Source organism: Jiangella muralis (genome assembly GCF_001270745.1).
Classification (GTDB): domain Bacteria; phylum Actinomycetota; class Actinomycetes; order Jiangellales; family Jiangellaceae; genus Jiangella; species Jiangella muralis.
Map to the genome: position 1 here is coordinate 386,318 of NZ_KQ434753.1, position 20,854 is coordinate 407,171.

21 protein-coding genes are annotated in these 20,854 nt (G+C 72.8%); 9 read left to right on the forward strand and 12 right to left on the reverse strand.

Annotated elements, in window-relative coordinates; translation table 11 throughout:
• Positions 1 to 93: 93 nt before the first annotated feature.
• The gene (locus ACW62_RS07485; protein WP_083459397.1) at positions 94 to 774 is read left to right on the forward strand and encodes a spermine/spermidine synthase domain-containing protein; all 681 of its coding nucleotides are present in this window, start codon (positions 94 to 96) and stop codon (positions 772 to 774) included.
• A 34-nt stretch (positions 775 to 808) separates the two neighbouring features.
• Here the strand turns inward: ACW62_RS07485 and ACW62_RS07490 are convergent, their stop codons facing one another.
• Positions 809 to 1,603, reverse strand: a complete 795-nt coding sequence (locus ACW62_RS07490; RefSeq protein ID WP_053203445.1) for a ferritin family protein — start codon at positions 1,601 to 1,603, stop codon at positions 809 to 811.
• Between the two features lie 225 nt (positions 1,604 to 1,828).
• Between ACW62_RS07490 and ACW62_RS07495 the strand changes: the two genes are divergently transcribed.
• Positions 1,829 to 3,229: a class II fumarate hydratase gene (locus ACW62_RS07495; RefSeq protein WP_053203446.1), complete on the forward strand. Its 1,401-nt coding sequence runs from the start codon at positions 1,829 to 1,831 to the stop codon at positions 3,227 to 3,229.
• A 65-nt stretch (positions 3,230 to 3,294) separates the two neighbouring features.
• On the opposite strand, the gene ACW62_RS35115 is transcribed toward ACW62_RS07495, so the two are convergent.
• From ACW62_RS35115 to ACW62_RS07510, 3 genes are all read right to left on the reverse strand, one after another.
• Complete coding sequence (locus ACW62_RS35115; protein WP_053203447.1) at positions 3,295 to 3,846, reverse strand: aggregation-promoting factor C-terminal-like domain-containing protein; 552 nt, start codon at positions 3,844 to 3,846, stop codon at positions 3,295 to 3,297.
• 374 nt (positions 3,847 to 4,220) lie between these two features.
• Complete coding sequence (locus ACW62_RS07505) at positions 4,221 to 5,561, reverse strand: PhoH family protein (RefSeq protein WP_053203448.1); 1,341 nt, start codon at positions 5,559 to 5,561, stop codon at positions 4,221 to 4,223.
• Positions 5,562 to 5,801: 240 nt separating this feature from the next.
• The gene (locus tag ACW62_RS07510; protein WP_053203449.1) at positions 5,802 to 6,632 is read right to left on the reverse strand and encodes an SAM-dependent methyltransferase; all 831 of its coding nucleotides are present in this window, start codon (positions 6,630 to 6,632) and stop codon (positions 5,802 to 5,804) included.
• 295 nt (positions 6,633 to 6,927) lie between these two features.
• On the opposite strand from ACW62_RS07510, the gene ACW62_RS07515 reads away from it, so the two are divergent.
• The 6 genes from ACW62_RS07515 (at position 6,928) to ACW62_RS07540 (ending at position 11,099) form a co-directional block, all read left to right on the forward strand.
• Complete coding sequence (locus tag ACW62_RS07515; RefSeq protein WP_053203450.1) at positions 6,928 to 7,749, forward strand: helix-turn-helix domain-containing protein; 822 nt, start codon at positions 6,928 to 6,930, stop codon at positions 7,747 to 7,749.
• A 337-nt stretch (positions 7,750 to 8,086) separates the two neighbouring features.
• A complete protein-coding gene (locus ACW62_RS33000; RefSeq protein WP_083459473.1) occupies positions 8,087 to 8,647 on the forward strand; it encodes a DUF397 domain-containing protein in 561 nt (186 codons plus the stop codon).
• Positions 8,648 to 8,754: 107 nt separating this feature from the next.
• Positions 8,755 to 8,979 carry a hypothetical protein gene (locus ACW62_RS07525; RefSeq protein ID WP_053203451.1) on the forward strand — a complete coding sequence of 75 codons (225 nt, stop codon included), beginning with the start codon at positions 8,755 to 8,757 and terminating at the stop codon, positions 8,977 to 8,979.
• Between the two features lie 73 nt (positions 8,980 to 9,052).
• Positions 9,053 to 9,445, forward strand: a complete 393-nt coding sequence (locus tag ACW62_RS07530) for a VOC family protein (protein ID WP_053203452.1) — start codon at positions 9,053 to 9,055, stop codon at positions 9,443 to 9,445.
• Positions 9,442 to 10,497, forward strand: a complete 1,056-nt coding sequence (locus ACW62_RS07535) for a sigma-70 family RNA polymerase sigma factor (RefSeq protein ID WP_083459399.1) — start codon at positions 9,442 to 9,444, stop codon at positions 10,495 to 10,497. Before ACW62_RS07530 ends, ACW62_RS07535 begins: the two co-directional genes overlap by 4 nt.
• On the forward strand, positions 10,494 to 11,099 hold the full coding sequence (locus ACW62_RS07540; protein ID WP_053203454.1) for a TIGR03086 family metal-binding protein: 606 nt from the start codon (positions 10,494 to 10,496) through the stop codon (positions 11,097 to 11,099). Before ACW62_RS07535 ends, ACW62_RS07540 begins: the two co-directional genes overlap by 4 nt.
• Positions 11,100 to 11,125: 26 nt before the next feature.
• On the opposite strand, the gene ACW62_RS07545 is transcribed toward ACW62_RS07540, so the two are convergent.
• Complete coding sequence (locus ACW62_RS07545; RefSeq protein ID WP_053203604.1) at positions 11,126 to 11,887, reverse strand: isoprenyl transferase; 762 nt, start codon at positions 11,885 to 11,887, stop codon at positions 11,126 to 11,128.
• A 97-nt stretch (positions 11,888 to 11,984) separates the two neighbouring features.
• Here ACW62_RS07545 and trhA point away from each other — a divergent pair, with 97 nt between their 5' ends.
• Positions 11,985 to 12,671, forward strand: a complete 687-nt coding sequence (gene trhA / locus ACW62_RS07550) for a PAQR family membrane homeostasis protein TrhA (protein WP_053203455.1) — start codon at positions 11,985 to 11,987, stop codon at positions 12,669 to 12,671.
• A gap of 4 nt (positions 12,672 to 12,675) precedes the next feature.
• On the opposite strand, the gene ACW62_RS07555 is transcribed toward trhA, so the two are convergent.
• Genes ACW62_RS07555 through ACW62_RS07585 form a run of 7 tightly spaced genes read right to left on the reverse strand, consistent with a single transcriptional unit; the run spans position 12,676 to position 20,817 of the window.
• Positions 12,676 to 13,200: a hypothetical protein gene (locus ACW62_RS07555; protein WP_053203456.1), complete on the reverse strand. Its 525-nt coding sequence runs from the start codon at positions 13,198 to 13,200 to the stop codon at positions 12,676 to 12,678.
• A gap of 46 nt (positions 13,201 to 13,246) precedes the next feature.
• Complete coding sequence (locus ACW62_RS07560; RefSeq protein ID WP_053203457.1) at positions 13,247 to 14,335, reverse strand: aminoglycoside phosphotransferase family protein; 1,089 nt, start codon at positions 14,333 to 14,335, stop codon at positions 13,247 to 13,249.
• Positions 14,332 to 15,477: a BUD32 family EKC/KEOPS complex subunit gene (locus ACW62_RS07565; RefSeq protein WP_053203458.1), complete on the reverse strand. Its 1,146-nt coding sequence runs from the start codon at positions 15,475 to 15,477 to the stop codon at positions 14,332 to 14,334. Before ACW62_RS07565 ends, ACW62_RS07560 begins: the two co-directional genes overlap by 4 nt.
• Positions 15,461 to 17,227, reverse strand: a complete 1,767-nt coding sequence (locus ACW62_RS07570; RefSeq protein WP_053203459.1) for an ABC transporter ATP-binding protein — start codon at positions 17,225 to 17,227, stop codon at positions 15,461 to 15,463. Before ACW62_RS07570 ends, ACW62_RS07565 begins: the two co-directional genes overlap by 17 nt.
• Positions 17,227 to 18,393 carry a glycosyltransferase family 4 protein gene (locus tag ACW62_RS07575; protein WP_053203460.1) on the reverse strand — a complete coding sequence of 389 codons (1,167 nt, stop codon included), beginning with the start codon at positions 18,391 to 18,393 and terminating at the stop codon, positions 17,227 to 17,229. The genes ACW62_RS07570 and ACW62_RS07575 overlap by 1 nt, the downstream gene beginning before the upstream one ends.
• Positions 18,390 to 19,601 (reverse strand): glycosyltransferase family 4 protein, encoded by a 1,212-nt coding sequence (locus ACW62_RS07580; RefSeq protein WP_053203461.1) that lies wholly within the window; start codon positions 19,599 to 19,601, stop codon positions 18,390 to 18,392. The genes ACW62_RS07575 and ACW62_RS07580 overlap by 4 nt, the downstream gene beginning before the upstream one ends.
• Positions 19,591 to 20,817: a glycosyltransferase family protein gene (locus ACW62_RS07585; RefSeq protein WP_053203462.1), complete on the reverse strand. Its 1,227-nt coding sequence runs from the start codon at positions 20,815 to 20,817 to the stop codon at positions 19,591 to 19,593. Before ACW62_RS07585 ends, ACW62_RS07580 begins: the two co-directional genes overlap by 11 nt.
• Between the last annotated feature and the right edge of the window lie 37 nt (positions 20,818 to 20,854).

The following is a 20,854-nucleotide window of genomic DNA, read 5'->3' on the forward strand; positions in this document are numbered from 1 at the left end:
TCGCTCCAGGTGACCGCTACGGCATCGGAGCGTCAGGGTGTGAGTCGAACCTACGACATCCGGTGCCGCCGGTCGAGGACATACGGTGATCTCGTGTTCGACACCCCGCAGACGCTGGTCCGCCACGACGGCGTCGACGGCGAGGTGGTGGTGCGGCGACGGTCCGGCTCGGACGGCCCGGTCTACGAACTGATCGTCAACGGCACGTTCCTCATGGACACCGCGGAGACGTCGACGGAGCGGCTGCTGGCCGGCCTGCTGCTGGACCGGCACCCGTCGCCGTCGGCGGTGCTGGTGGCCGGGCTCGGCTTCGGGTTCACCACCGCGGCGCTGCTGGCCGACGACCGGGTGGGGCGGGTGGACGTCGTCGAGATCGAGCCGACGCTGGTCGACGTGCTGCGGCGCGGCGTCGTGCCGGGGCTGGACGCCGTCGTCGCCGACCCGCGGGTGCGCATGGTGGTCGACGACGTGCGCGTCATGCTGCGCGCGGCGCCACCGTCGGCGTACGACGGCATCCTGCTCGACGTCGACAACGGGCCGCACTTCCTCGTTCATCAGGCCAACGCCGAGGTGTACGAGCGGCCGCTGCTCTCCGTCGCCGCCCGGGCGCTGCGTCCGGGCGGCCTGCTGGCGGTGTGGTCGGCAGCGCCGGCGCCGGCGCTGGCCGGCGTGCTGGCCGACGCCGTCGGCGAGGTGGAGCAGGTGGTGCGGACGGTGTGGCGCGAGAGCCGCGAGGTCGACTACCACGTGTACGTCGCCCGCCGCACCACCTGACCACGCCGCACCACCTGACCACGCCGGGCCGCCGTCAGGCCGGGATGCCACGCGCCTCCAGTGCGTCCTCGACGATGCGCAGGCCGGCCAGCCCGGGCATCTTGCTGATGTGGTCGTCGATGGTGCGCGCCGCCTGCCGCCCGTCCGGACCGCTCATGAGATGGCGCAACACGTGCCGCACCTCCGTCTCGGCCATGACGCCGGAGCCGACCGGTCCCCACGACCTGCGCAGCGCGAAGCGGGCCACCCGCTGTGCCTTCTTGCTGCGGGCCAGCCGGTCGCGGGCCTGCGTGGCGTAGAAGGCGACGTGCCGCGCCTCCTGCTTCGCGATGCGTTTGAGCAGTTCGGCGAGGACGGGGTGCTGTTCGAGCTGGGCGAGCCGGTTGTAGGCCGTGATGGCCGACCACTCGTTCGCCGCTCCCCAGATCATGTGCACCGCGACGAAGTCCTCGCCGATGACGTTGGCCAGCATGGACTGCTTGATCGGGTCGAGCTTGTCGCGCCAGCCCATCTTGAGCCGGGTGGCCTTGAGGTGGTCGTAGTCGATGGCCAGCCCGTGGAGGTTCAGCACCTCGGCGAGCGCCTCGCCGTGCCAGAACTCCTCCATGTTCCACATCGTCATGAAGGCGGTGACCTGCGGATCCTTGTGCGACGGCGTGACGAGCATGTCGCGCAGGTAGCAGACGGTGTGGTACTCGACGTCGCACATGTAGCGCAGGCTGCGCAACGTCTCGGGCGGCAGCGGGTTGGTCCGGAACTCGTCCAGCGGCAGATCCTGCCACTGCACGGCTCGGGACGTTCGGGTGTATTCGCGGATGTCGAAGGCCATGACGTGCCGGGGCGAGTGCCGGAGTGGGGTGCCCGCGCCCGTCCCTCCCTAGGTCCTCATAAAACGGAGGCTCATTCTTTATAGAACGAGTATGCCTGCCTCACATAGTGCGTGGCAATGTGCCATGGGTCACCCGGTTTTCCCCCGATCTGGACCCGGAGACGGGACCTCCCGCGGGAGTACCCCGCGGCACCACGCGTACGCCCGGTCGACGATGATGGGCACATGAGCGAGCAGGAGTACCGCATCGAACACGACACCATGGGCGAGGTACGGGTTCCCGCGGCGGCGAAGTACCGCGCGCAGACCCAGCGCGCCGTCGAGAACTTCCCGATCTCCGGCACGCCCATCGAGGGCGCGCTGATCCGCGCGCTGGCCTCCATCAAGGGGGCGGCGGCGCAGGTCAACGCCGAGCTGGGGGTGCTCGACGCCGACATCGCGAAGGCCGTCCAGGACGCCGCCGCCGACGTCGCGAGCGGCGACTACGACGGCCACTTCCCGATCGACGTCTTCCAGACCGGGTCCGGCACGTCCAGCAACATGAACACCAACGAGGTCATCGCCACGCTCGCCACCGAGCGGCTGGGCCGGCCGGTGCACCCGAACGACCACGTCAACGCGTCGCAGTCGAGCAACGACGTGTTCCCGACGGCCATCCACATCGCCGCCACGCGCGCCGTCGTCGAGGACCTCGTCCCGGCGCTGCGCCACCTCGAGGGTGAGCTGACGCGCAAGGCCGTCGAGTTCGTGTCCGTCGTGAAGAGCGGCCGCACGCACCTGATGGACGCCACCCCGGTCACGCTCGGCCAGGAGTTCGGCGGCTACGCCGCGCAGGTCGCATACGGCGTCGAGCGGCTCGAGGCCGTGCTGCCGCGCGTCGCGGAGGTCCCGCTCGGCGGCACCGCCGTCGGCACCGGCATCAACACGCCGCCCGGGTTCGCCGCCGCCGTCATCGGGCGCATTGCCACCGACTCCGGGCTGCTGTTCACCGAGGCGCGCAACCACTTCGAGGCGCAGGGCGCCCGCGACGGCCTGGTCGAGCTGTCCGGCCAGCTGCGCACCGTCGCGGTGTCGCTGTACAAGATCTCCAACGACGTCCGCTGGATGGGCTCCGGCCCGCGCGCCGGCCTGGCCGAGATCGCGCTGCCCGACCTCCAGCCCGGCTCGTCGATCATGCCGGGCAAGGTCAACCCCGTCATCCCCGAGGCGCTGTGCATGGTGTCGGCGCAGGTCGTCGGCAACGACGCCACGGTGGCGTTCGCGGGCGCCGCCGGCAACTTCGAGCTGAACGTCATGCTGCCGGTCATCGCCCGCAACGTGCTCGAGTCGATCCGGCTGCTGGCCAACATCTCGCGGCTGTTCGCCGACCGCTGCGTCGCCGGCATCGTGGCCAACGAGGAGCGCTGCCGCGAGTACGCCGAGTCGTCGCCGTCCATCGTCACGCCGCTGAACCGCTACATCGGCTACGAAGAGGCGGCCAAGGTCGCCAAGCAGGCGCTGGCCGAGCGGAAGACCATCCGCGAGGTCGTCGTCGAACGCGGCTATGTCGCCGGCGGCAAGCTCACCGAGGACCAGCTCGACCAGGCGCTCGACGTGCTGAGCATGACCCGCCCGCCGACTGTCTGAGCCCGGCAGCGCGAAACCCCCGGCACCTGCGCTCGGTGCCGGGGGTTTCGCGTTTCAGCCTGGGGTCAGTACCAGCCGACGGACTCCGAGTGCGCCCACGCGCCGCACGGGTCGCCGTACCGGCCCTCGATGTACCAGAGGCCCCATTCGATCTGGGTGACCGGGTTGGTGCGGTAGTCGTCGCCGAACCGGGACATCTTGCTCGCCGGCAGCGACTGCGGGATGCCGTAGGCGCCCGACGACGGGTTTTCGGCCGTGTGCCGCCAGTTGGATTCGCGGGTCCACAGGTTGTCCAGGCACTGGAACTGGTCGTCGCCCCAGCCGTAGTCGGCCATCAGGGTGCGGGCGGCGGACTGCGGGTCCTCGACGGCCCGCTCCAGCGACCGGGCGGCCTCCTCGGCAGCGGCCTGGCGGGCCGCCTCCGCGGCGGCAGCCGCTTCGGCCTCCGCCTGCGCCTGGGCCTCCGCCTCCGCCTGAGCAGCCGCGGCGGCAGCGGCTTCGGCCTCGGCCTGCACCTGGGCCTCGGCGGCCGCGGCGAGGTCGTCCTCGAGGGACGGCAGCTCGGGTGCCTGGGCCTTCGCGCCGACCTCCGGGAGAGTCAGCTGCTGGGTGCTCACGGCGGCGGTTCCGGAGCCGGTGGAATCGACGAGCCACCCCGTGAACAGGGTGGCGAGAAGGGTGATCGAGGCGAGGATGCCGAGGCCTGCTACGACTCGGCGCAGGCGTCTGCGTCTCCGATGCACGGGTGGGGGAACCTTCCTGTAGGGCCCCACCACCCTGCAATGGAAACGTGATCGTTGCCAACTCGACGGCGTGTCACACGGCCCATCGTGACGCTCTGCCGCTACGCAGGGACAGCCCGCCGAAGCGGCCGCGCACCCCGTCGCCGCTCCCCCTGGTCGTCGGCCCTGACCTGCGGGAACTCCCGCGTCACCGGAGGCGACACGGGAGTTCCCGACATAGCTGACGAATCAAGTAAATGAGACGTCGCTCACCCGGGCATCCGCTCCAGCATCTCGGTGACCAGCGCGGCGATCGGCGAACGCTCGGACCGGGTCAGCGTCACATGCGCGAACAGCGGGTGCCCCTTCAGCTTCTCCGCCACCGCGACGACACCGTCGTGCCGGCCGACCCGCAGGTTGTCGCGCTGCCCGACGTCGTGCGTCAGGACCACCCGGGAGTTGCTGCCGATGCGCGACAGCACCGTCAGCAGCACGTTGCGCTCCAGCGACTGCGCCTCGTCGACGATGACGAACGAATCGTGCAGCGACCGGCCGCGGATGTGCGTCAGCGGCAACACCTCGAGCATGCCCCGCTCGACCACCTCGTCGATGACGTCCTGCGTCGTCAGCGCCCCGAGGGTGTCGAACACCGCCTGCGCCCAGGGGTTCATCTTCTCCGACTCGCTGCCCGGCAGGTAGCCGAGGTCCTGGCCGCCGACCGCGTACAGCGGCCGGAACACGACGACCTTCTTGTGCAGCCGCCGCTCCATCACCGCCTCGAGCCCGGCGCACAACGCCAGCGCCGACTTGCCGGTCCCGGCCCGCCCGCCCATGGAGACGATGCCGACCTCGTCGTCCAGCAGCAGGTCCAGCGCGATGCGCTGCTCCGCCGACCGTCCGTGCAGGCCGAACGCCTCGCGGTCGCCGCGGACCAGCTTGATCCGCTTGTCCGCCGTCATGCGGCCCAGGCCGCTGCCGCGCTCGCTGTGCAGCACCAGACCCGTGTGGCAGGGCAGCTCGCGGGCGTCCTCGAGGTCGGCGTACCCGTTCTCGTACAGCTCGTCCAGCAGGCTGCCGGCCACCTCCAACTCCGCCATGCCCGTCCAGCCGGACTCGACGACCGTCTCGGCGCGGTACTCCTCGGCGTGCAGCCCCACCGACGACGCCTTGACCCGCATCGGCAGGTCCTTCGACACCAACGTCACGTCGTGCCCCTCGGCGGCCAGGTTGCGGGCCACCGCCAGGATGCGGGAGTCGTTGTCGCCCAGCCGGAACCCGGCCGGCAGCACCTCGGGATCGGTGTGGTTCAACTCCACCCGGACCGTGCCGTCCTCATCGCCGACCGGTATCGGGTCGTCGAGGCGACCATGCTCCACCCGCAACTCGTCCAGCAGCCGCAACGCTGCTCGGGCGAAGTATCCCAGCTCGGGATGGTGGCGCTTGGCCTCGAGTTCGGTGATCACCACGATCGGCAGGACGACCTCATGCTCCGCGAAGCGGAGTATCGCGTACGGGTCGGCCAGCAGCACGCTCGTATCGAGAACGTAGGTGCGGCGAGCCGGCTCCTGCCGGGTGGTGCGACGACGGGTCTGAGTCTTGGAAGCGGCCACGTCCGTCTCCCTCACGCCTGATTGCACCCTGATGAATCAGGCGTCTGTGTCGCGCGGAGTGCCGGGACCGAGCCCACTGGGCCGGGTGCCGGCCCTCCGTTCGCGCCATGGTGTCAGCACGTAGGACGGGCCTCCCGAGCGGCCGGCTACTCACCGTCCGCCACTGCCTAGATTACTGCCAAGCATGATCCCGGCGATAGGACACGCCTGAACGGCCCGTGAACGATGTGGTCTCGCCGGTCAGCGCTTGACGCCGACACCGCCGGCGATGCACTCCTGCGCCTGGCTCAGGTGGTTGAGCTCCGGGCCGTCGGGCCACCAGCGCGCACACAGCGTCACGCCCGGGTCGACCATCTCCAGTCCGTCGAACAACTCCTCGATCTCGGCCTTGGTGCGGAACGTCCCAGAACCCATAGGGCTGCCGCGGAAGTGCTCCTCCATGTGCCGTGCGACGGAGCTGTGCTCGTTCTCGGGGTCGAGGAAGTGTGAGATCGCGACGTACGACCCGGTCGGCAGCGCGTCGATGTAGCGCTTCATGAGCCCGGCCGGACCCTCCTTCGAGCCCTCGTAGTGGTGCAGGGTGCCGAACTGCAGGAAGGCAACCGGCTCGGAGAAGTCGATGTGCTTGCGCACCACCGCGTTCTCCAGAACCTGCTCGGGCTCGAAGATGTCGGCCGCCACGAAATGCGTGTAGGCGTTCTCTTCGAGTAGCGCCCGACCGTGTGCCAGGACCACGGGGTCATTGTCGATGTAGACGACCCGCGCCTCGGGATCGAACCGCTGCACGACTTGGTGGACGTTCTCGGCCGTCGGCAGGCCGGATCCGCAGTCGAGGAACTGCTTGATGCCCGTTTTCGAGGCGATGAAGCGGCAGGCGCGGATGAGGAACGCCCGGTTGTCGAGAGCGAGGTCACGCGCCTCGGGAGCCGCCGACTGGACCCGGCGGAACACCTCACGGTCGATCTCGTAGTTGTCCGTGCCGCCGAGGAACGCGTCGTAAACGCGCGCGATGCTCGCGCGGCTGGGGTCCACGCCGACCGGCACGCGAGCTTCTCGAGGAGCGTCAGGCATTGAATCAGTCCTTGCTCTAGACCCGGCATTCGATCGCCCATAGCGTAGGTGTGGGTGATCATCAGCGCAATGGGTTCGAGGCCCGGCGCGCCGACGTCGGCCGCATGCATACGTGCGCCTCGATCATGCGGCGGCGGCTCCGTGGGATGATGAAGGCTGCGAACACCACGGCTCGGCCCACCGGCCAGGCTGGACACGCGGGCGAGCCGACGAGGGAGGTACGCACGTGACGAGCAACGACGCGCGGAGCAACAGCCTCGCCGAGGCACGCTCCACTGCGCCCACCGCACGTCGTATGATCCTCGGCGCGCAGTTGCGGCGCCTGCGCGAGGCCGCCTCGCTCTCCCGCGCCGACGCCGGCTTCACCATCCGCGCCTCCGAGTCGAAGATGAGCCGGCTCGAGTCCGGCAAGGTCACCTTCAAGGAACGCGACATCGCCGACCTGCTGACCACCTACGGCATCAACGACCCCACCGAGCGCGATGCCTTCCTCGGCCTGGTGAAGCTGTCCAACCAGCAGGGTTGGTGGCACCGCTACAACGACGTCATCCCCGGCTGGTTCAACGACTTCGTCGGCCTCGAGGAGTCGGCGTCGCTCATCCAGTCCTACGAGCACCAGTTCGTTCCCGGCCTGCTGCAGACCGAGGACTACGCCCGCGCCGTCATGACGCACGGCCGTCCGCAGTACGCCACCGACGACATCGAGCAGCGCATCGACGTGCGCCGACGCCGGCAGCGCATCCTCGCCCGCCCGGGCGCGCCGCACCTGTGGGTCGTCCTCGACGAGTCAGTGCTCCACCGCCCGGTCGGCGGCCGCAGGGTGCTCGACGCCCAGATCAACGCGATGCTCGAGGCGAGCAGCCTGCCGCACATCACGGTGCAGATCGTGACCTACGACCGCAACTCCAACGCCGCCGAGGGCGCCTTCACGCTGCTTCGCTTCGCCGAGAAGGAACTGCCGACGCTCGTCTACATCGAGCACCTCACCGGCGCGCTCTACCTCGACCGCCTCGACGAGGTCGAGACCTACGGACGCGTGCTCGACAGTCTGGCGGTCGACGCCGAGACGCCCGAGAACAGCCGCCAGATCCTGGCGAAGCTCCGCGCCGAACTCTAAGACTCCCTGCGGCTCGGCCGAGGTCGCGGCGCCGCGCGTGAGCCCGCCACCCTGACGATCCGCGCCCGGCCCCATCCCGAGCCGGCCTGGCCGCCGCGACGGGCGCCGTCCGTGCGACAAGCTGCGGCGTCACCCTCCGAGCGACCTGCATGTCACCAATGACGGACGCACGCTCGATGCGAGGATGGCGCCCAACTCCCGCATCGATCATGCCTCTCGCGCAACAATCACAAGACCAATACTGCGTGCATCTGCACATGCACGAAGATCGTGCTACCTTCGTCTGCAAGATCAGGTGCACGAGTGGTCCGGTCGACGCCATTGGGAGATGAGCGGCATGGACAAGATCGACAACGGCATCATCGCGTCGGACATCCCCGCCGCCAGGTGGCGTAAGAGCACCCGGAGCGGCGCGCAGGGCAACTGTGTCGAGGTCGCTCCGCTCCCCACCGGCGCCGTCGCCGTGCGCAACTCGCGGCACCCCGACGGTCCGGCGCTGGTCTTCACACACGACGAGATGACGGCGTTCGTCGACGGCGCGAAGGCGGGCGAGTTCGAGTTCGAGCAGCCCGAGACGTCGGCCGCTCCCACGGCGGACGTGGACGATGGCACGCCGACGCACTACGAGGCCATCGGCAACGAGCTGGCCAGCCTCACGGGCCGCCTACTCGAGGGCGAGGCCACGCTCGACCGCGACTCGTCCGAGCGGCTGCTGCGCCTGCTCACCGGCATCTCCCAGCTGCAGCGGCAGCACCAGGTCGACAGCGACGGCAACTGCGCCATCTGCCGCCCCAGATCGCGCCGATGGGGCAGGTCCAGCGAGTGCTCGGTGCACGTCGCCCTCAGCACGTACCTGGGTGCGTCGCTGATGGTTCCGGCCGGCGCCGCAAGGCACTAGGCCTGAAACGCCACCCGGCCCACGGGGACTCAGTCGAGCTGAGAGGACGAGATGCTCACGGCAGAGGTGCACGGACGGGCCGGCTCGCGCGGGGGACGGGCCGGCGCATGACCGCTGAGAACGAGGCGCCGGAGCGCCGCTGGGCGCCGACCTACCGCGCCCATTGCCCCACCTGCCGCAAATCCGGGCGCAAGTTCTCGTCGTACGGCAACGCCGAAGAGGCGGCCCGCGGCCACGCCGGCAAGCACGTCCACACCACCTACGTGGTGGACCAGTACGACATCCGGGTCGTCGGCTCCGTCCAGAGGCCGGACAGCGTAGCCGAGGCGTGATCCGCGCCCACCGATGACTTTCCGCTCTCCGCGCGGTCTGCCTGATCAGCAGACCCAACGAGAGGGAGACCCGATGAGCACCGCCAGCCTCGCGAGCATCCTGCTGTCCAGCACGGACCCGGACCGCCTCGGCGCCTGGTACGCCGCCGCGCTCACCCCGTCCGACGACGCACGCGTGGGCGACTACCGGATGCTGCGCTACGGCGCCTTCCACCTGATGATCGACCAGCGCGACGACGTCGGGGCGGCGAACCCCGAGCCGGGCCGGATGATCCTCAACTTCGACGTCGACGACGCGCGTTCCGTCGTTGGCCGGCTGTACGACATGGGCGTCAGCTGGCTGGCCCCGCTGGAGGACCGCGACGGCAGCCTCTTCGCCACCGCGATCGACCCGGACGGCAACTACGTCCAGATCCTCCAGATCAGCCCGGAACATCAGGCCCAGTTGGCCGCGGACCAGTCATGACCTCCGCGCTCACGGCCCTCCCGTCCATTGCCGACGGTCGCCGGCCAGTCCATTCGGCGGCGTATCGTCGGCGGAGGACGAGGGAGGCCACGGTGCACACCACGACCATCGGCGAGACGACGGGCGACTTCCAGCAACTGGCCCAGCCGTACCGGCGCGAGCTGCTCGCACACTGCTACCGCATGCTCGGCTCCGTCCACGACGCCGAGGACCTCGTGCAGGAGACGTATCTGCGCGCCTGGCGCGCCTACGACCGCTTCGAGGACCGCTCGTCGCTGCGCACGTGGCTCTACCGCATCGCGACGAACGCCTGCCTCACCGCGTTGGAGAGCCGCGGCCGCCGGCCCATGCCGACGGGGCTGGGCGGGCCGAGCACGGAGCCGAGCGGCGACCTCGTCGAACGGTCCGAGGTGCCGTGGCTCGAGCCGCTGCCCGACCCCGCGTCCGTCGTCACGTCCCGCGAGAGCGTCCGGCTGGCGCTCGTCGCGGCGCTGCAGCACCTGCCGCCGCGGCAGCGTGCCGTCCTCGTGCTGCGTGACGTGCTGCGCTGGAAGGCCGCGGAGGTCGCCGACCTGATCGGCACGTCCACCGCCGCCGTCAACAGCATGCTGCAGCGGGCGCACGCCCAGCTCGACAAGATCGCGCCGTCCGAGGACGACGCCGTCGAGCCGCTGCCGCCGGAGCGCGAGGAGCTGCTGGAGCGGTACGTCACGGCGTTCGAGTCCTACGACATCGACGCGCTCGTGCGGCTGCTGACCGCCGACGCCGTCTGGGAGATGCCGCCGTTCGCCGCCTGGTTCGTCGGCCCGGCCGACATCGGCGAGCTGATCCGGGTCCAGTGCCCGATGAAGCGCGCCGGCGATATCCGCATCGTCCGCACGTCGGCCAATGGGCAGCCGGCGCTGGCGCAGTACCTGCGCGGCGACGACGGCGTCTACCGGCCGTTCGCGGTGCAGGTCGTGTCGGCCGGCCGGACCGGTCTCACCCACATCGCGCAGTTCTTCGACGTGAGCCTGTTCCCGCGGTTCGGGCTGCCGGACGTGCTGCCGTGACCGGCCCGCCGGCCGACGCGGCGGAGCTGCTCGAACGAGCCCTCGGCTACACGACGGTCAGCCTGGGGCTGGTGCGGCCGGACCTGTTGACGCGGCCGACGCCGTGCGCGGGCTGGAACCTCGGCGCGCTGCTGCGGCATCTGAACGACTCGCTGCTGGCGCTGCTGGAGGCGACGGAGACCGGCTGGATCGCAGTGCCGGGTGCCGCCGCCACGAGGACGGAGGCCGAGCCGGACCCCGTCGGTACGCTGCGGCACCGCGCCCGCACGCTGCTGGCCCGGTGCGCCGCCGGCTCCGGACCGGACGTCGTCGCCGTCGGGGAGGGGTGGCTGGCCGCCCGGACGGTGGCCGCCACCGGCGCGCTGGAGATCGCGGTGCACGGCTGGGACGTCGCCCGCGCGTGCGGCGCCGACCGGCCGCTGCCGTCGTCGTTCGCGCGGCGGTTGCTGGAGGTGTCGAGCCTGCTGATCGACGACGGGGACAGGCCGGTGCGGTTCGCTTCTCCGCTGCCGGTCCACGACGGCGACGAGGCGGACGTACGGTTGCTGGCCTTCCTCGGTCGCACGGCGGCGCAGGCGGTGGCTCCCGGATCTCGGCCGTAGCGAACCGACGTTGTCGGTGCCCGCCCCTAGCGGCCGTAGCGGCGTTCTCGCTCGCTGTACGACCGGAGCGCGCGGAGGAAGTCGACCCGGCGGAAGTCGGGCCAGAGGGCCTCGCAGAAGTAGAACTCCGAGTTCGCGCTCTGCCACAGCATGAACCCGGACAGCCGCTGCTCACCGCTGGCCCGGATGACGAGGTCGGGGTCGGGCTGGCCCTTGGTGTAGAGGTGTTCGGCGATGCCCTCGACGGTGACCACCTCGGCCACCTCCTCCAGCGAGGCGCCCTTGGCGGCGTGCTCGTGCAGCAGGGCCCGGACGGCGTCGGCGATCTCGCGCCGTCCGCCGTAGCCGACGGCGACGTTGACGTGCATGCCGTCGAGGTCGCGGGTGCGGTCGGCGGCCTCCTTGATGACGGTGGCGGTGCGCGGCGGCAGGAGGTCGAGGGCGCCCATGGGGTACACCCGCCAGCGGCCGGTGGCGGCGATGTCCTGGATGAGGCTCTCGATGATCCCGAGCAGCGGGACGAGTTCCTCCTCTGGCCGGTTGAGGTTGTCCGTCGACAGCATCCAGAGCGTGACGACATTGACGTCGAGCTCGTCGCACCAGCCGAGGAACTCGCGGGCCTTCTCGGCGCCGGCCTGGTGCCCACTCGAGGTGGGTGCGCTGAGCGCGCGCGCCCAACGGCGGTTGCCGTCCATCAGCACGGCGACGTGCTGCGGCAGCCGGCCGCGGTCGAGCTGACGCTTGATGCGCTTCCCGTAGATGCGGTAGGCGAGGTCGGACAGACCCATCGACCGATGCACCTCCAGCATCAGGACGTCTCTTCCACCCGCCCGAGAGTACTCTCATGCACCGCTGATGCGGTGAATTCACAGGTACGGTGGGTTCATGGCGTTCGACGAGCAGGTGCGCGACGCGGTCGCCGCGGTAAAGCCCCGGCTGCGTGGCTGGCTGCACGCCGGAACGTTCCCCATCGCGGTGCTGGCCGGAGTGGTGCTGGTCATCGTGGCGCCGACCACCCAGGTGCGGGTGAGCGCGGCCATCTACACCGCCACGGCGGCGCTGTTGTTCGGCATCAGCGCGGTCTACCATCGCGGCCGGTGGTCGCCGCGCGCGCAGGGTGTGCTGCGCCGGTTCGACCACGCCAACATCTTCCTGATCATCGCCGGCACGTACACGCCGTTCACGCTGCTCGTCCTGCCCGAGACCGACGCCACCGTGCTGTTGTGGCTGGTGTGGGCGGGCGCACTGCTCGGCGTGGCATTCCGGGTGTTCTGGGACGGCGCGCCGCGCTGGCTGTACGTGCCGATCTACCTGGCGCTCGGCTGGGCGGCGGTGTTCTGGCTGCCCGAGTTCGCGACGCACGGCGGGGCGGCGGTCGTCACGCTGATCATCGTCGGCGGGCTCATGTACACGCTGGGCGCCATCGTCTACGGCACCCAACGGCCGAACCCGTCGCCGCGGTGGTTCGGCTTCCACGAGGTGTTCCACGCGTTCACGCTGGCCGGCTTCGTCAGCCACCACGTGGGCATCTGGCTGGCCGCCTTCGGCGTGGGCGCCGTCGCCGTCACCTGACGCGTCACGGGGTCGGGCCGGCGGCCCGGACCTCCTCGACCTGGGTGAGGGCCTGACGCAGGTCCGCGAGCCACTCGTCGGCGTTCGTGGAGACCAGGCGGACGCACCAGGCCAGCGCCTCGGACCGCGACCGCGCCACGCCGGCGTCGACCAGGGTGTCGAGGACCTGCCGCTCCGGCTGCCGCAGCCGGGTCATGACGGGCGCGGCGAGCCGGGTGAACAGCTCGCGCCGGTCGCCGCAGTCGACGCCCCAGGCGACCTTGCGGCCGCTGCGGTGCTCCAGTTCGCGGGCGATCTCGATGCGATGCTCCCGCGTGCTCTCGCGGAACGCCCCGATGCGGCCGGCCACGGCGGCGTCGCGCTCCACCTCGGAGACGTCGTCGGTGGCGGGCGCCGGGATGCGGCCCACGACCGTGATCTCCTCGCGGTCGACGGTGACCTCGATGGGGCCGTCGAACCAGTTGTCCGGCAGCCGGCCGGTGAGCCAGCCGCGCAGCCTCTCGACGGTGTTGTCGTCGTCTTTACTCATGTTGCGATGATTACATCATTACACCGCTACGCCAAGAGGCGTCCGCTCACGGCGAAGCGGCCGCCAGCAGCGTCCGCGACAGCTCCCGCCAGCGCGGCCGGAACGCGTAGACACCGGCCAGCCGCAGCCGGGTCGCCCGCTCGTAGGCCGGCGCCCGCGCAAGCGTCGCGTCGTCCGGATCCAGCCCGGCCAGGAAGGCCGACCGCGCCGACCGGGCCAGCGAAGGCGTGAGCGCCTCCTGGGCGACCCGCAGCTCGAGGTGGACCAGCACGTTGGCGACGTCGAGGGCACGCTCCCCCGCCGCGACGGTGTCGAGGTCGAGCAGCCCGAGCCGGCCGCCGGGCTGGAGGACCGCCTGCTTGTCGTGCAGGTCGCGGTGGAGCAGGCCGACGGGGCCGGGCGGACCGGTCCGCAGCTCGGTCAGCGGACCGGCGACATCGACGGGCGGCAGCAGCCCGGACACGGCCGCGGCCCGCAGCCAGCGCACGGTGACGGCCTCCTCGTCGGCGGCATCGTGAGTGGCGGTGACGGCAACGGTCGACGGCGGGGTGCCGTGCAGCCGTCGCAGTGCCGCGCCCAGCCGCTCCCACCCGGCCAGCAGGCCGGACGACGGGCCCGCCTCGTACAGGGTCGGCCCGGGCAGCTCGGACTGCGCCAGGACTCCGTCGCCGAGCGGCCGGTCCAGCGGCCGCGGCACCTCGGCGACCCCGCGCAACGCGGCGGCCAGCGCGGTGAGCCGGCCGGCCAGCGCCACCTCCGCACCGGGCGGCAGCACCTTCGCGTAGCACCGGCCGCGGTCGCCGTCGAGCAGCACGACCGCCCGGCGTCCCGGACGGTGCACCAGCAGCCGGCTGCCCGGCCGCGCCACCAGCCCGGCCAGCGCGGGGAGCTTCCGGTCGGCGCCGTCCGGCTGCAGCACGACGCCGTGCGCGGGGACGTCGATGGCGCCGCTGGTGGCCGCCACCACGTCGGCCCGCCTGACGGCGTCGGCGAACCACTGGCCGGCCAGCCGCTCACCGGACGGGGTGGCCAACTCCAGCAGGACGTGCTGGTCGCGACGCGGCCACGCCCGAACCACCGCCAGCTCGGCGCCGGTCACGGGATGGGCGACCCGGTCGGGGTGACGCGCCGTCACGACGCCACCAGCCGGCGGGCCCGCTGCACGTGTGCCGCCACCTGCCGGGGCCAGTCCGCGTGCCGGGCGCGGAACGGCTCGGCGGCCCGGCGCAGCAGCGCCGCGGCGGTCAGCGGGTCGAGCCGGTCCAGCAGCGCCGACGGCGGGCGGTAGCCGTCGAGTACCTCACCGAGCACCCGGGCCGCGCGGTCGTCCGGGGCGGCCCGGCCGGCGACGATCTCGGCGGCGGCCCAGCCGGCGAGGTCGGCGGCGGGATCGTCGGCGCAGAACCGGTCGAGGTCGAGGAGGGCGAGCCCGGCCGGCCCGGCGATCACCTGGTCGGCCGAGAAGTCGCCGTGCACCGGGACGACCGGAGGATCCCACCCGGCCAGCGCCGCGGTGATCGTCCGCGCCGTAGCGGCAGCCGGCGCCGCGGCGTCCGGCAGCACTGCCGCGACCGCCCGGACCGCTCCGGCCAGCTCCAGCCGGTGCGACGGCCGGGTCCGGCCCGGCACGACCGCGCAGTCGTGCAGCCGCCGCAGCAGCGCGCCTGCCTCCCCGCGGGCCGGGCCGTCGAGTCCGCCGCGGTCGAGCGGGTCACCGTCGATCCAGCGGTAGGCGACCAGCCCGTGCCGCGGCCGCGCCGCCAGCAGTTCGGGCACCGGCAGTCCCGCCGCCCGCACCGCCCGGTGGTCGTCCACCACGGACGACGCGAGCGGCGGACGGTGCACCTTGACGACCCGGTCGCCGATGACGCCGACCCACCGGCGCTCGGGCTTGTACCGCAGGGTGCGCAAGCCGGTCCCCAGCGTGGCGAGGGCGGGCAGCCGGCGGTCGTGGGCGGCGTCGCCGTACGCGAGCAGGAGGACATCGTCGACGATCGCGCCCCGCAGCTTCGCCAGCTTCGGCGCCGCACTCGGGGCGACCGCCTTGACGAAGCCGGCCCGGGTCGCGCCGGGCCAGGTCAGCTCGACCGCGGCCACCAGAGCGGTGCCCGGCTTGTAGCGCAGGTACCGGACGGCGACGGCGTCGGGCGGCGGCCGGTCGCGCGCCGCCCACCGCGACCGCAGCCAGGCGGTCAGCGCGTCCGGGTCGAGGAGCACGGCCAGCCCCGGGACGTCCGGGTCGCGGGCGGCCAGCAGCCGGTCAGCGTCGGCGAGCATCGACGACCTCACCTCGCCTCGGCAGCGGGCGGGGCCGGTACTCGACGACCTGCCCGGCCTCCAGCCGCACGACGACGTCGCAGTCGGCGACCTCCTCGGGCACGTGCGAGATCACCAGCGTGGTCCGGCCGCGGGTGAGCGCGCGGATCGCGTCGCGGACGGCGGCCGAGTTCTCCCGGTCCAGCCCGGTGGCCGCCTCGTCGAGGACGACGATGCGGGCGTCGCGCAGCACGGCGCGGGCGATGGCGATGCGCTGCCGCTGCCCGCCGGAGAGCCCGGTCCCGCGCTCGCCGAGCACGGTGTCGTACCCGTACTCGAGCCGCCGGACGAACTCGTCGGCGTGCGCGACCTGCGCGGCCGCCTCGACCTCGGCGTCCGTGGCGCCCGGCCGGCCGTACCTGATGTTCTCGCGCACCGACGTCGCGAACAGGACGCTCTCCTGGAGCACGACGGCGACCTGCCCGCGCACCGACGCCAGCGTGAGGTCGCGCAGGTCGTGCCCGTCGATGGTGACGGCGCCGCCGGTGGGGTCGTAGAGCCGCAGCACCAGCGCCGCGAGCGTCGACTTGCCCGACCCGGACGGGCCGACCAGCCCGACCCGGCAGCCGGCCGGGATGCGCAGGCTGACGTCGCGCAGGGCCCGCTCTCCGGTGCCGTAGTCGAGGTCGACGTGGTCGAACCGCAGCTCGCCGCGGAAGCGGGGCGCGCGCCGGGCGTGCGGGGCGTCGGTGATGTCGGGCACCGTCTCGAGCAGGTCGACGATCCGCTCCCCCGAAGCCGCCGCCTTGGCCAGCCGCCCGGTGTACTTGGCGAGGTCGCGCATCGGTTTGAAAGCGCCCTTGAGGTAGCTGACGAACACCACCAGCTCACCCGGCGTCAGCGCGCCGTCGAGCACCCGCATCCCGCCCATCAGCAGCACGGCCGCCGTGGCGACGCCGACCAGCAGGTCGGTCTTGCGCTCCAGGCCGGCCGCCAGCCGGGACGCCTTGACGCCGTCGCGCAGCGCCCGCTGGTTGTCCGCGCCGAACACCCGCTGCAGGATCCGTTCCAGCGAGTACGCCTGAACGACGGTGATGGCGCCGAGGGTCTCGCCGGCGGTGCCGGCCAGCTCGCCCTCCCGGCGGCGCTGCAGCCGCGCCGCCGACGTGATCTTCCGGCTGGACCGCGAGCTGGCCAGCACGAACACCGGGAACGCCGCGACGACGATGAGCGCCAGCCGCCAGTCCAGCACCACCATGACGGCCGTCATCCCCAGCAGCGCCACCACGTTGCCGAGCAGCGGCAGCGCCGCCGTCACCGCCACCTCCTGCAACCGGCCGACGTCGCCGACCAGCCGGGTCAGCAGGTCCCCGGTCTTGGTCGAGCCGTGGAACCGCAGCGAGAGCCGCTGCACGTGGGCGAAGACGTCGGCACGGACGGCGGTCATCGCACGGGTGCCGGCCAGGGCGAAGCAGACCGTCATGAGGTACGCCGAGAGCGCCCGCAGCCCGGCGGCGGCCACCAGCGCGACCGCGCAGACCAGCAGCAGCGCGACGATCCCGGACCGGTCCGCCGCGCCCGGCTCCACCACGGCGTCGATGACGTACTTCAGCGGCCACGGCTCGATCAGCCGGAACGCCACCTCGGCCAGCAGACAGGCGAAGCCGCCGATCAGCAGCCACCGCTCGGGCCGCAGGTGCGGGCGCAGGTAGCGCAGGGTGCGGCGCAGCCCGGGCAGCGCCGAGCGCAGGTCCGCCCGCCGGGCCGCCATCACACCGTCTCCGGCACGGGTGCGTCCAGGCCGACCCCCGCCGCGGCGAGCGTCCGCGTCACCACGGCGCGCCAGGTGTGGTGCCGCTCGACGCCGGCCCGGGCGGCCCGGCCGAGCCGGCGCCGGCGGCCGGGGTCGCGCCGGAGCCGGATCAGCTCCCGCGCCAGCGCCGCCGCGTCGCCGGGCGGCACCAGGACGCCGTCGACGCCGTCGCGCACGACCGTCGGCAACTGCCCGGTGCGGCTGGCGATGACGGGCAGCCCGGTGGCGAGGTACTCGTAGACCTTCAGCGGCGAGAAGTAGGCCCCGGCGTCCGCCGGATACGGCGCGGTCGCGACGTCCATGGTGCGCAGCAGGGCGGGAATGGCGGACGGCGGGACGGCACCGGTGAGCTCCGCGGATCCGGCGCAGCCCGACGCCTCCAGCGACGCCCGCAGGCCGGGCGCGCCCGGCCCGTCGCCGACCACGAGCAGCCGCGCCTCCGGGCACTCGTGCCTGAGCTGGGCGAACGCGGCGGCCAGCACGCCGACGCCGTGCCACGGCTTGAGGGTGCCGACGAAGCCGACGGTGAAGGGGTGCGGTCCACGCCCGGGCGCGGGCCGGAACCGGTCGACGTCGACGCCGTTGGGCTGCACCAGCACGGGCGCCGGCCCGGCGACGGACCGGACCCAGTCGGCCACCGGCTGGGACACGCAGCTCACCACGGTCGCGCACATCGCGGCGGCCCGCAGCACCGACAACGCCTCGTCGCGGTGCGCGAGCGTCCGGTGCTCGGCCTGCTCGTCGACCAGCGGCGCGTTCACCTCGAGCACCGCGGGCACGCCGGCCGAGCGGGCCCAGCCCATGGTCGCGGCGTTCCACAGCGAGTACCGCTCGTAGACCAGGTCGAACGGCCCGGCCGCCCGCACGGCCGCCTCGATCTCCCGGGCCTGGCCGAGCAGCTCGCGCTCGCGGCCGGCGGCGTCGCGGGTGATCAGCGTGGGCAGGCGATGCACCCGGACGCCGCCCAGGCCGGGCGGCACCACACCGCCGGTGCGACGGCAGAACAGGTCGACCCGCGCGCCCAGGCCGACGAGCACCCGCAGGACCTCGGTGACGTGCACCGACGCGCCCTTCGACCCGAACACCGGCACACCGGGATCGGCGCAGACGTAGGCGACCCTCATGGCGCCGGCTCCGGCGTGACCAGCAGCTCGTCCAGTTCGCGTGCCTGCCGGACGGCGTCGAACTCCTTCTCGACCAGGCCGCGCGCGGCCGTGGCCAGCCGGGTCCGCAGGGCGGTGTCGTCGAGCAGCCGGGCGACGGCACGGGCGAGGCCGACGGGGTCGCGTTGCGGCACCAGCAGCCCGGTCGTCTCGTCGCGCACCACCTCGCCGATGCCCGCGACGTCGGTCGACACGCACGGAGTCCCGAGCGCCATGGACTCGAGCAGCACCGTCGGCAGGCCGTCCTGGTTGCCGTCGGTCCCGACGACGCACGGCGCGGCCAGGACGGCGGCGGACCGCACGACGGCGCGGACCTGCGGCTGTGGCAGCGGGCCGGTGAACTCCACGACGCCGGTGAGTCCCAGCCGGGCCGACCGCTCGCGCAGTTCGGCCTCGAGCAGGCCGGTGCCGACGACGCGGCAGCGGAACTCCCGCCCGGCGTCGGCCAGCAGCCGGCACGCGTCCAGCAGCACGTCGAAGCCCTTCTTCTCCACCAGGCGGCCGACCGCGGCGACGACCGGCGGGCGGTCCGCGGCGTCCGGCTGGAACGGGAACGCGTCGAGGTCGAGGCCGTTGTAGACCCGGTGGACGCGGCCGGCGGCGGCGCCGTAGCGGTCGGCCAGGTAGGCGGCGTTCCAGTCGCTGACGGTGACGGCATGCGCGGCGCCGGTCAGCTTGCGGCGCAGGTCGGCCGGGTCGACCGACTCGTGGAAGATGTCCTTGGCGTGCGCGGTGAACGAGTACGGCACGCCGGTCAGCAGCGACGCCAGCCGGGCCACCGTCGTCGCCACCGAGCCGAAGTGCGCGTGCAGGTGGGTGAGGCCGGCCCGGCGCACCCGCACCGCCAGGTCGACCGCCTGCCCGGCGTCCTCGGCGTCGGCGGCCAGCAGCTCCGGCAGCGCCTCCGGCAGCCGGGGCAGTTCGGCGGCGGCCGCGGCGAGTACCGACCACAGCCCGTCCGGCCGGCGGATGCGCGGCACGTAGGTCACCGGCGCACTCACCCGGGCCAGCGTGTCGTGGAACCGGCTGTCGGCCGGCGGCCGCAGCGAGAAGATCTGGATCTCGGTGCCGCGGGTCTCGCGCGCCAGGATCTCGGTGACGACGAACGTCTCGGAGAAGCGCGGGTAGACCTTCAGCACGTAGCCGATGCGCGGGCGGTCAGGCGACATGGCCGGCCTCCTCCCGACGGGCGGACGCGGATTCGATCAGCGGCAGCGCGAGCGCCGGGATGCGCTCGAGCCCGTCCAGGTCGACGGTGGTCGCCGGACGCCGGACGGTGGACCGCGAGCCGGCCGCGCCGGTCGCGGCGGTCAGCCAGCCGCCCAGCACGGCGGGGTCGAGACCGTCCGGGTGTAGCACGTCCAGCAGCCCGGCGGCGGCCAGCCGCTCGGCCCGGACCAGCTGCTCGGTCCGTGGCCGCACCCGTGGCACCACCAGCAGCGGCGGCCCGGCGGCGATCACCTCGCAGACCGTGTTGTAGCCGCCCATCGAGACGACGGCGTCCGCACCCTCCAGCCACGACTCGACCTCGTCGACGAACTCGAAGACCCGCAGCTCCGGCCGGGTCCGGGCGATCGCCCGCAGCTCGGCCTGCCGGTGATGCGGCATCCGCGGGCCGGTGACCAGCACGCCCACGTGGCCCACCGGCATCGGCGTCGTCGCGAACGCCCGGGCCAGCGCCCAGCCGTCGGCGCCGCCGCCGACCAGGCCGAGCACGAACGGCCCGCTGACCGGACGGGGCGGCACGCCGTGCGGCCGCCGGTGCCGCCCGCGGGCCAGGTACCCCGTCGGGACCACCATGCCGGCCAGCCGCTCCGGCAGCCCGAGGTCGGCCGTCGCGTCGTGCACCCGCGGGTCGCCGTAGTACCAGATCTGGTCGTACCAGCGCTCGATCGCCTCGGACGCGCGGTCGCGGGCCCACTCGCGCCGCGCCCGGCCGGGCTCGTCGAGGACGTCACGCAGGCCGAGCACCACCCGGCCGCGCCCGGCCAGCGTCTCGAGGATCGGCACCAGCTCGCGCCCGAAGCCCCACGGGTGCCGGTCGACGATGAGCAGGTCCGGGTCGAACGCCCGCAGCGCCGCGTCGATGGTGGCGGACCGGAGCCGGACCAGCTCGCCCACCGGCACCGACAGGTGCCGCGAGCGGTACTGGCCGCCCTCGTCCTTGGCCATCCCCGGCAGGCCGACGATGTCGCAGCCCGGCGGACGGGTCAGGGCGGACGCCTCCGGGGCGCCGGTGAGCACCAGGACGTCGGGCGCCGGCCGGATGCGGGCGAGCGCGCCGGCGATGGCGAGATTGCGCCGGACGTGGCCGAGGCCCTGGGCGTCGTGGGAGTACAGGGCCACGCGCGCCCGTCCGAGGCCGGACAGCGATTGCACCGTCATGGAGGGGGCACCCTTTCACCGAGGCGTCGAGATGACT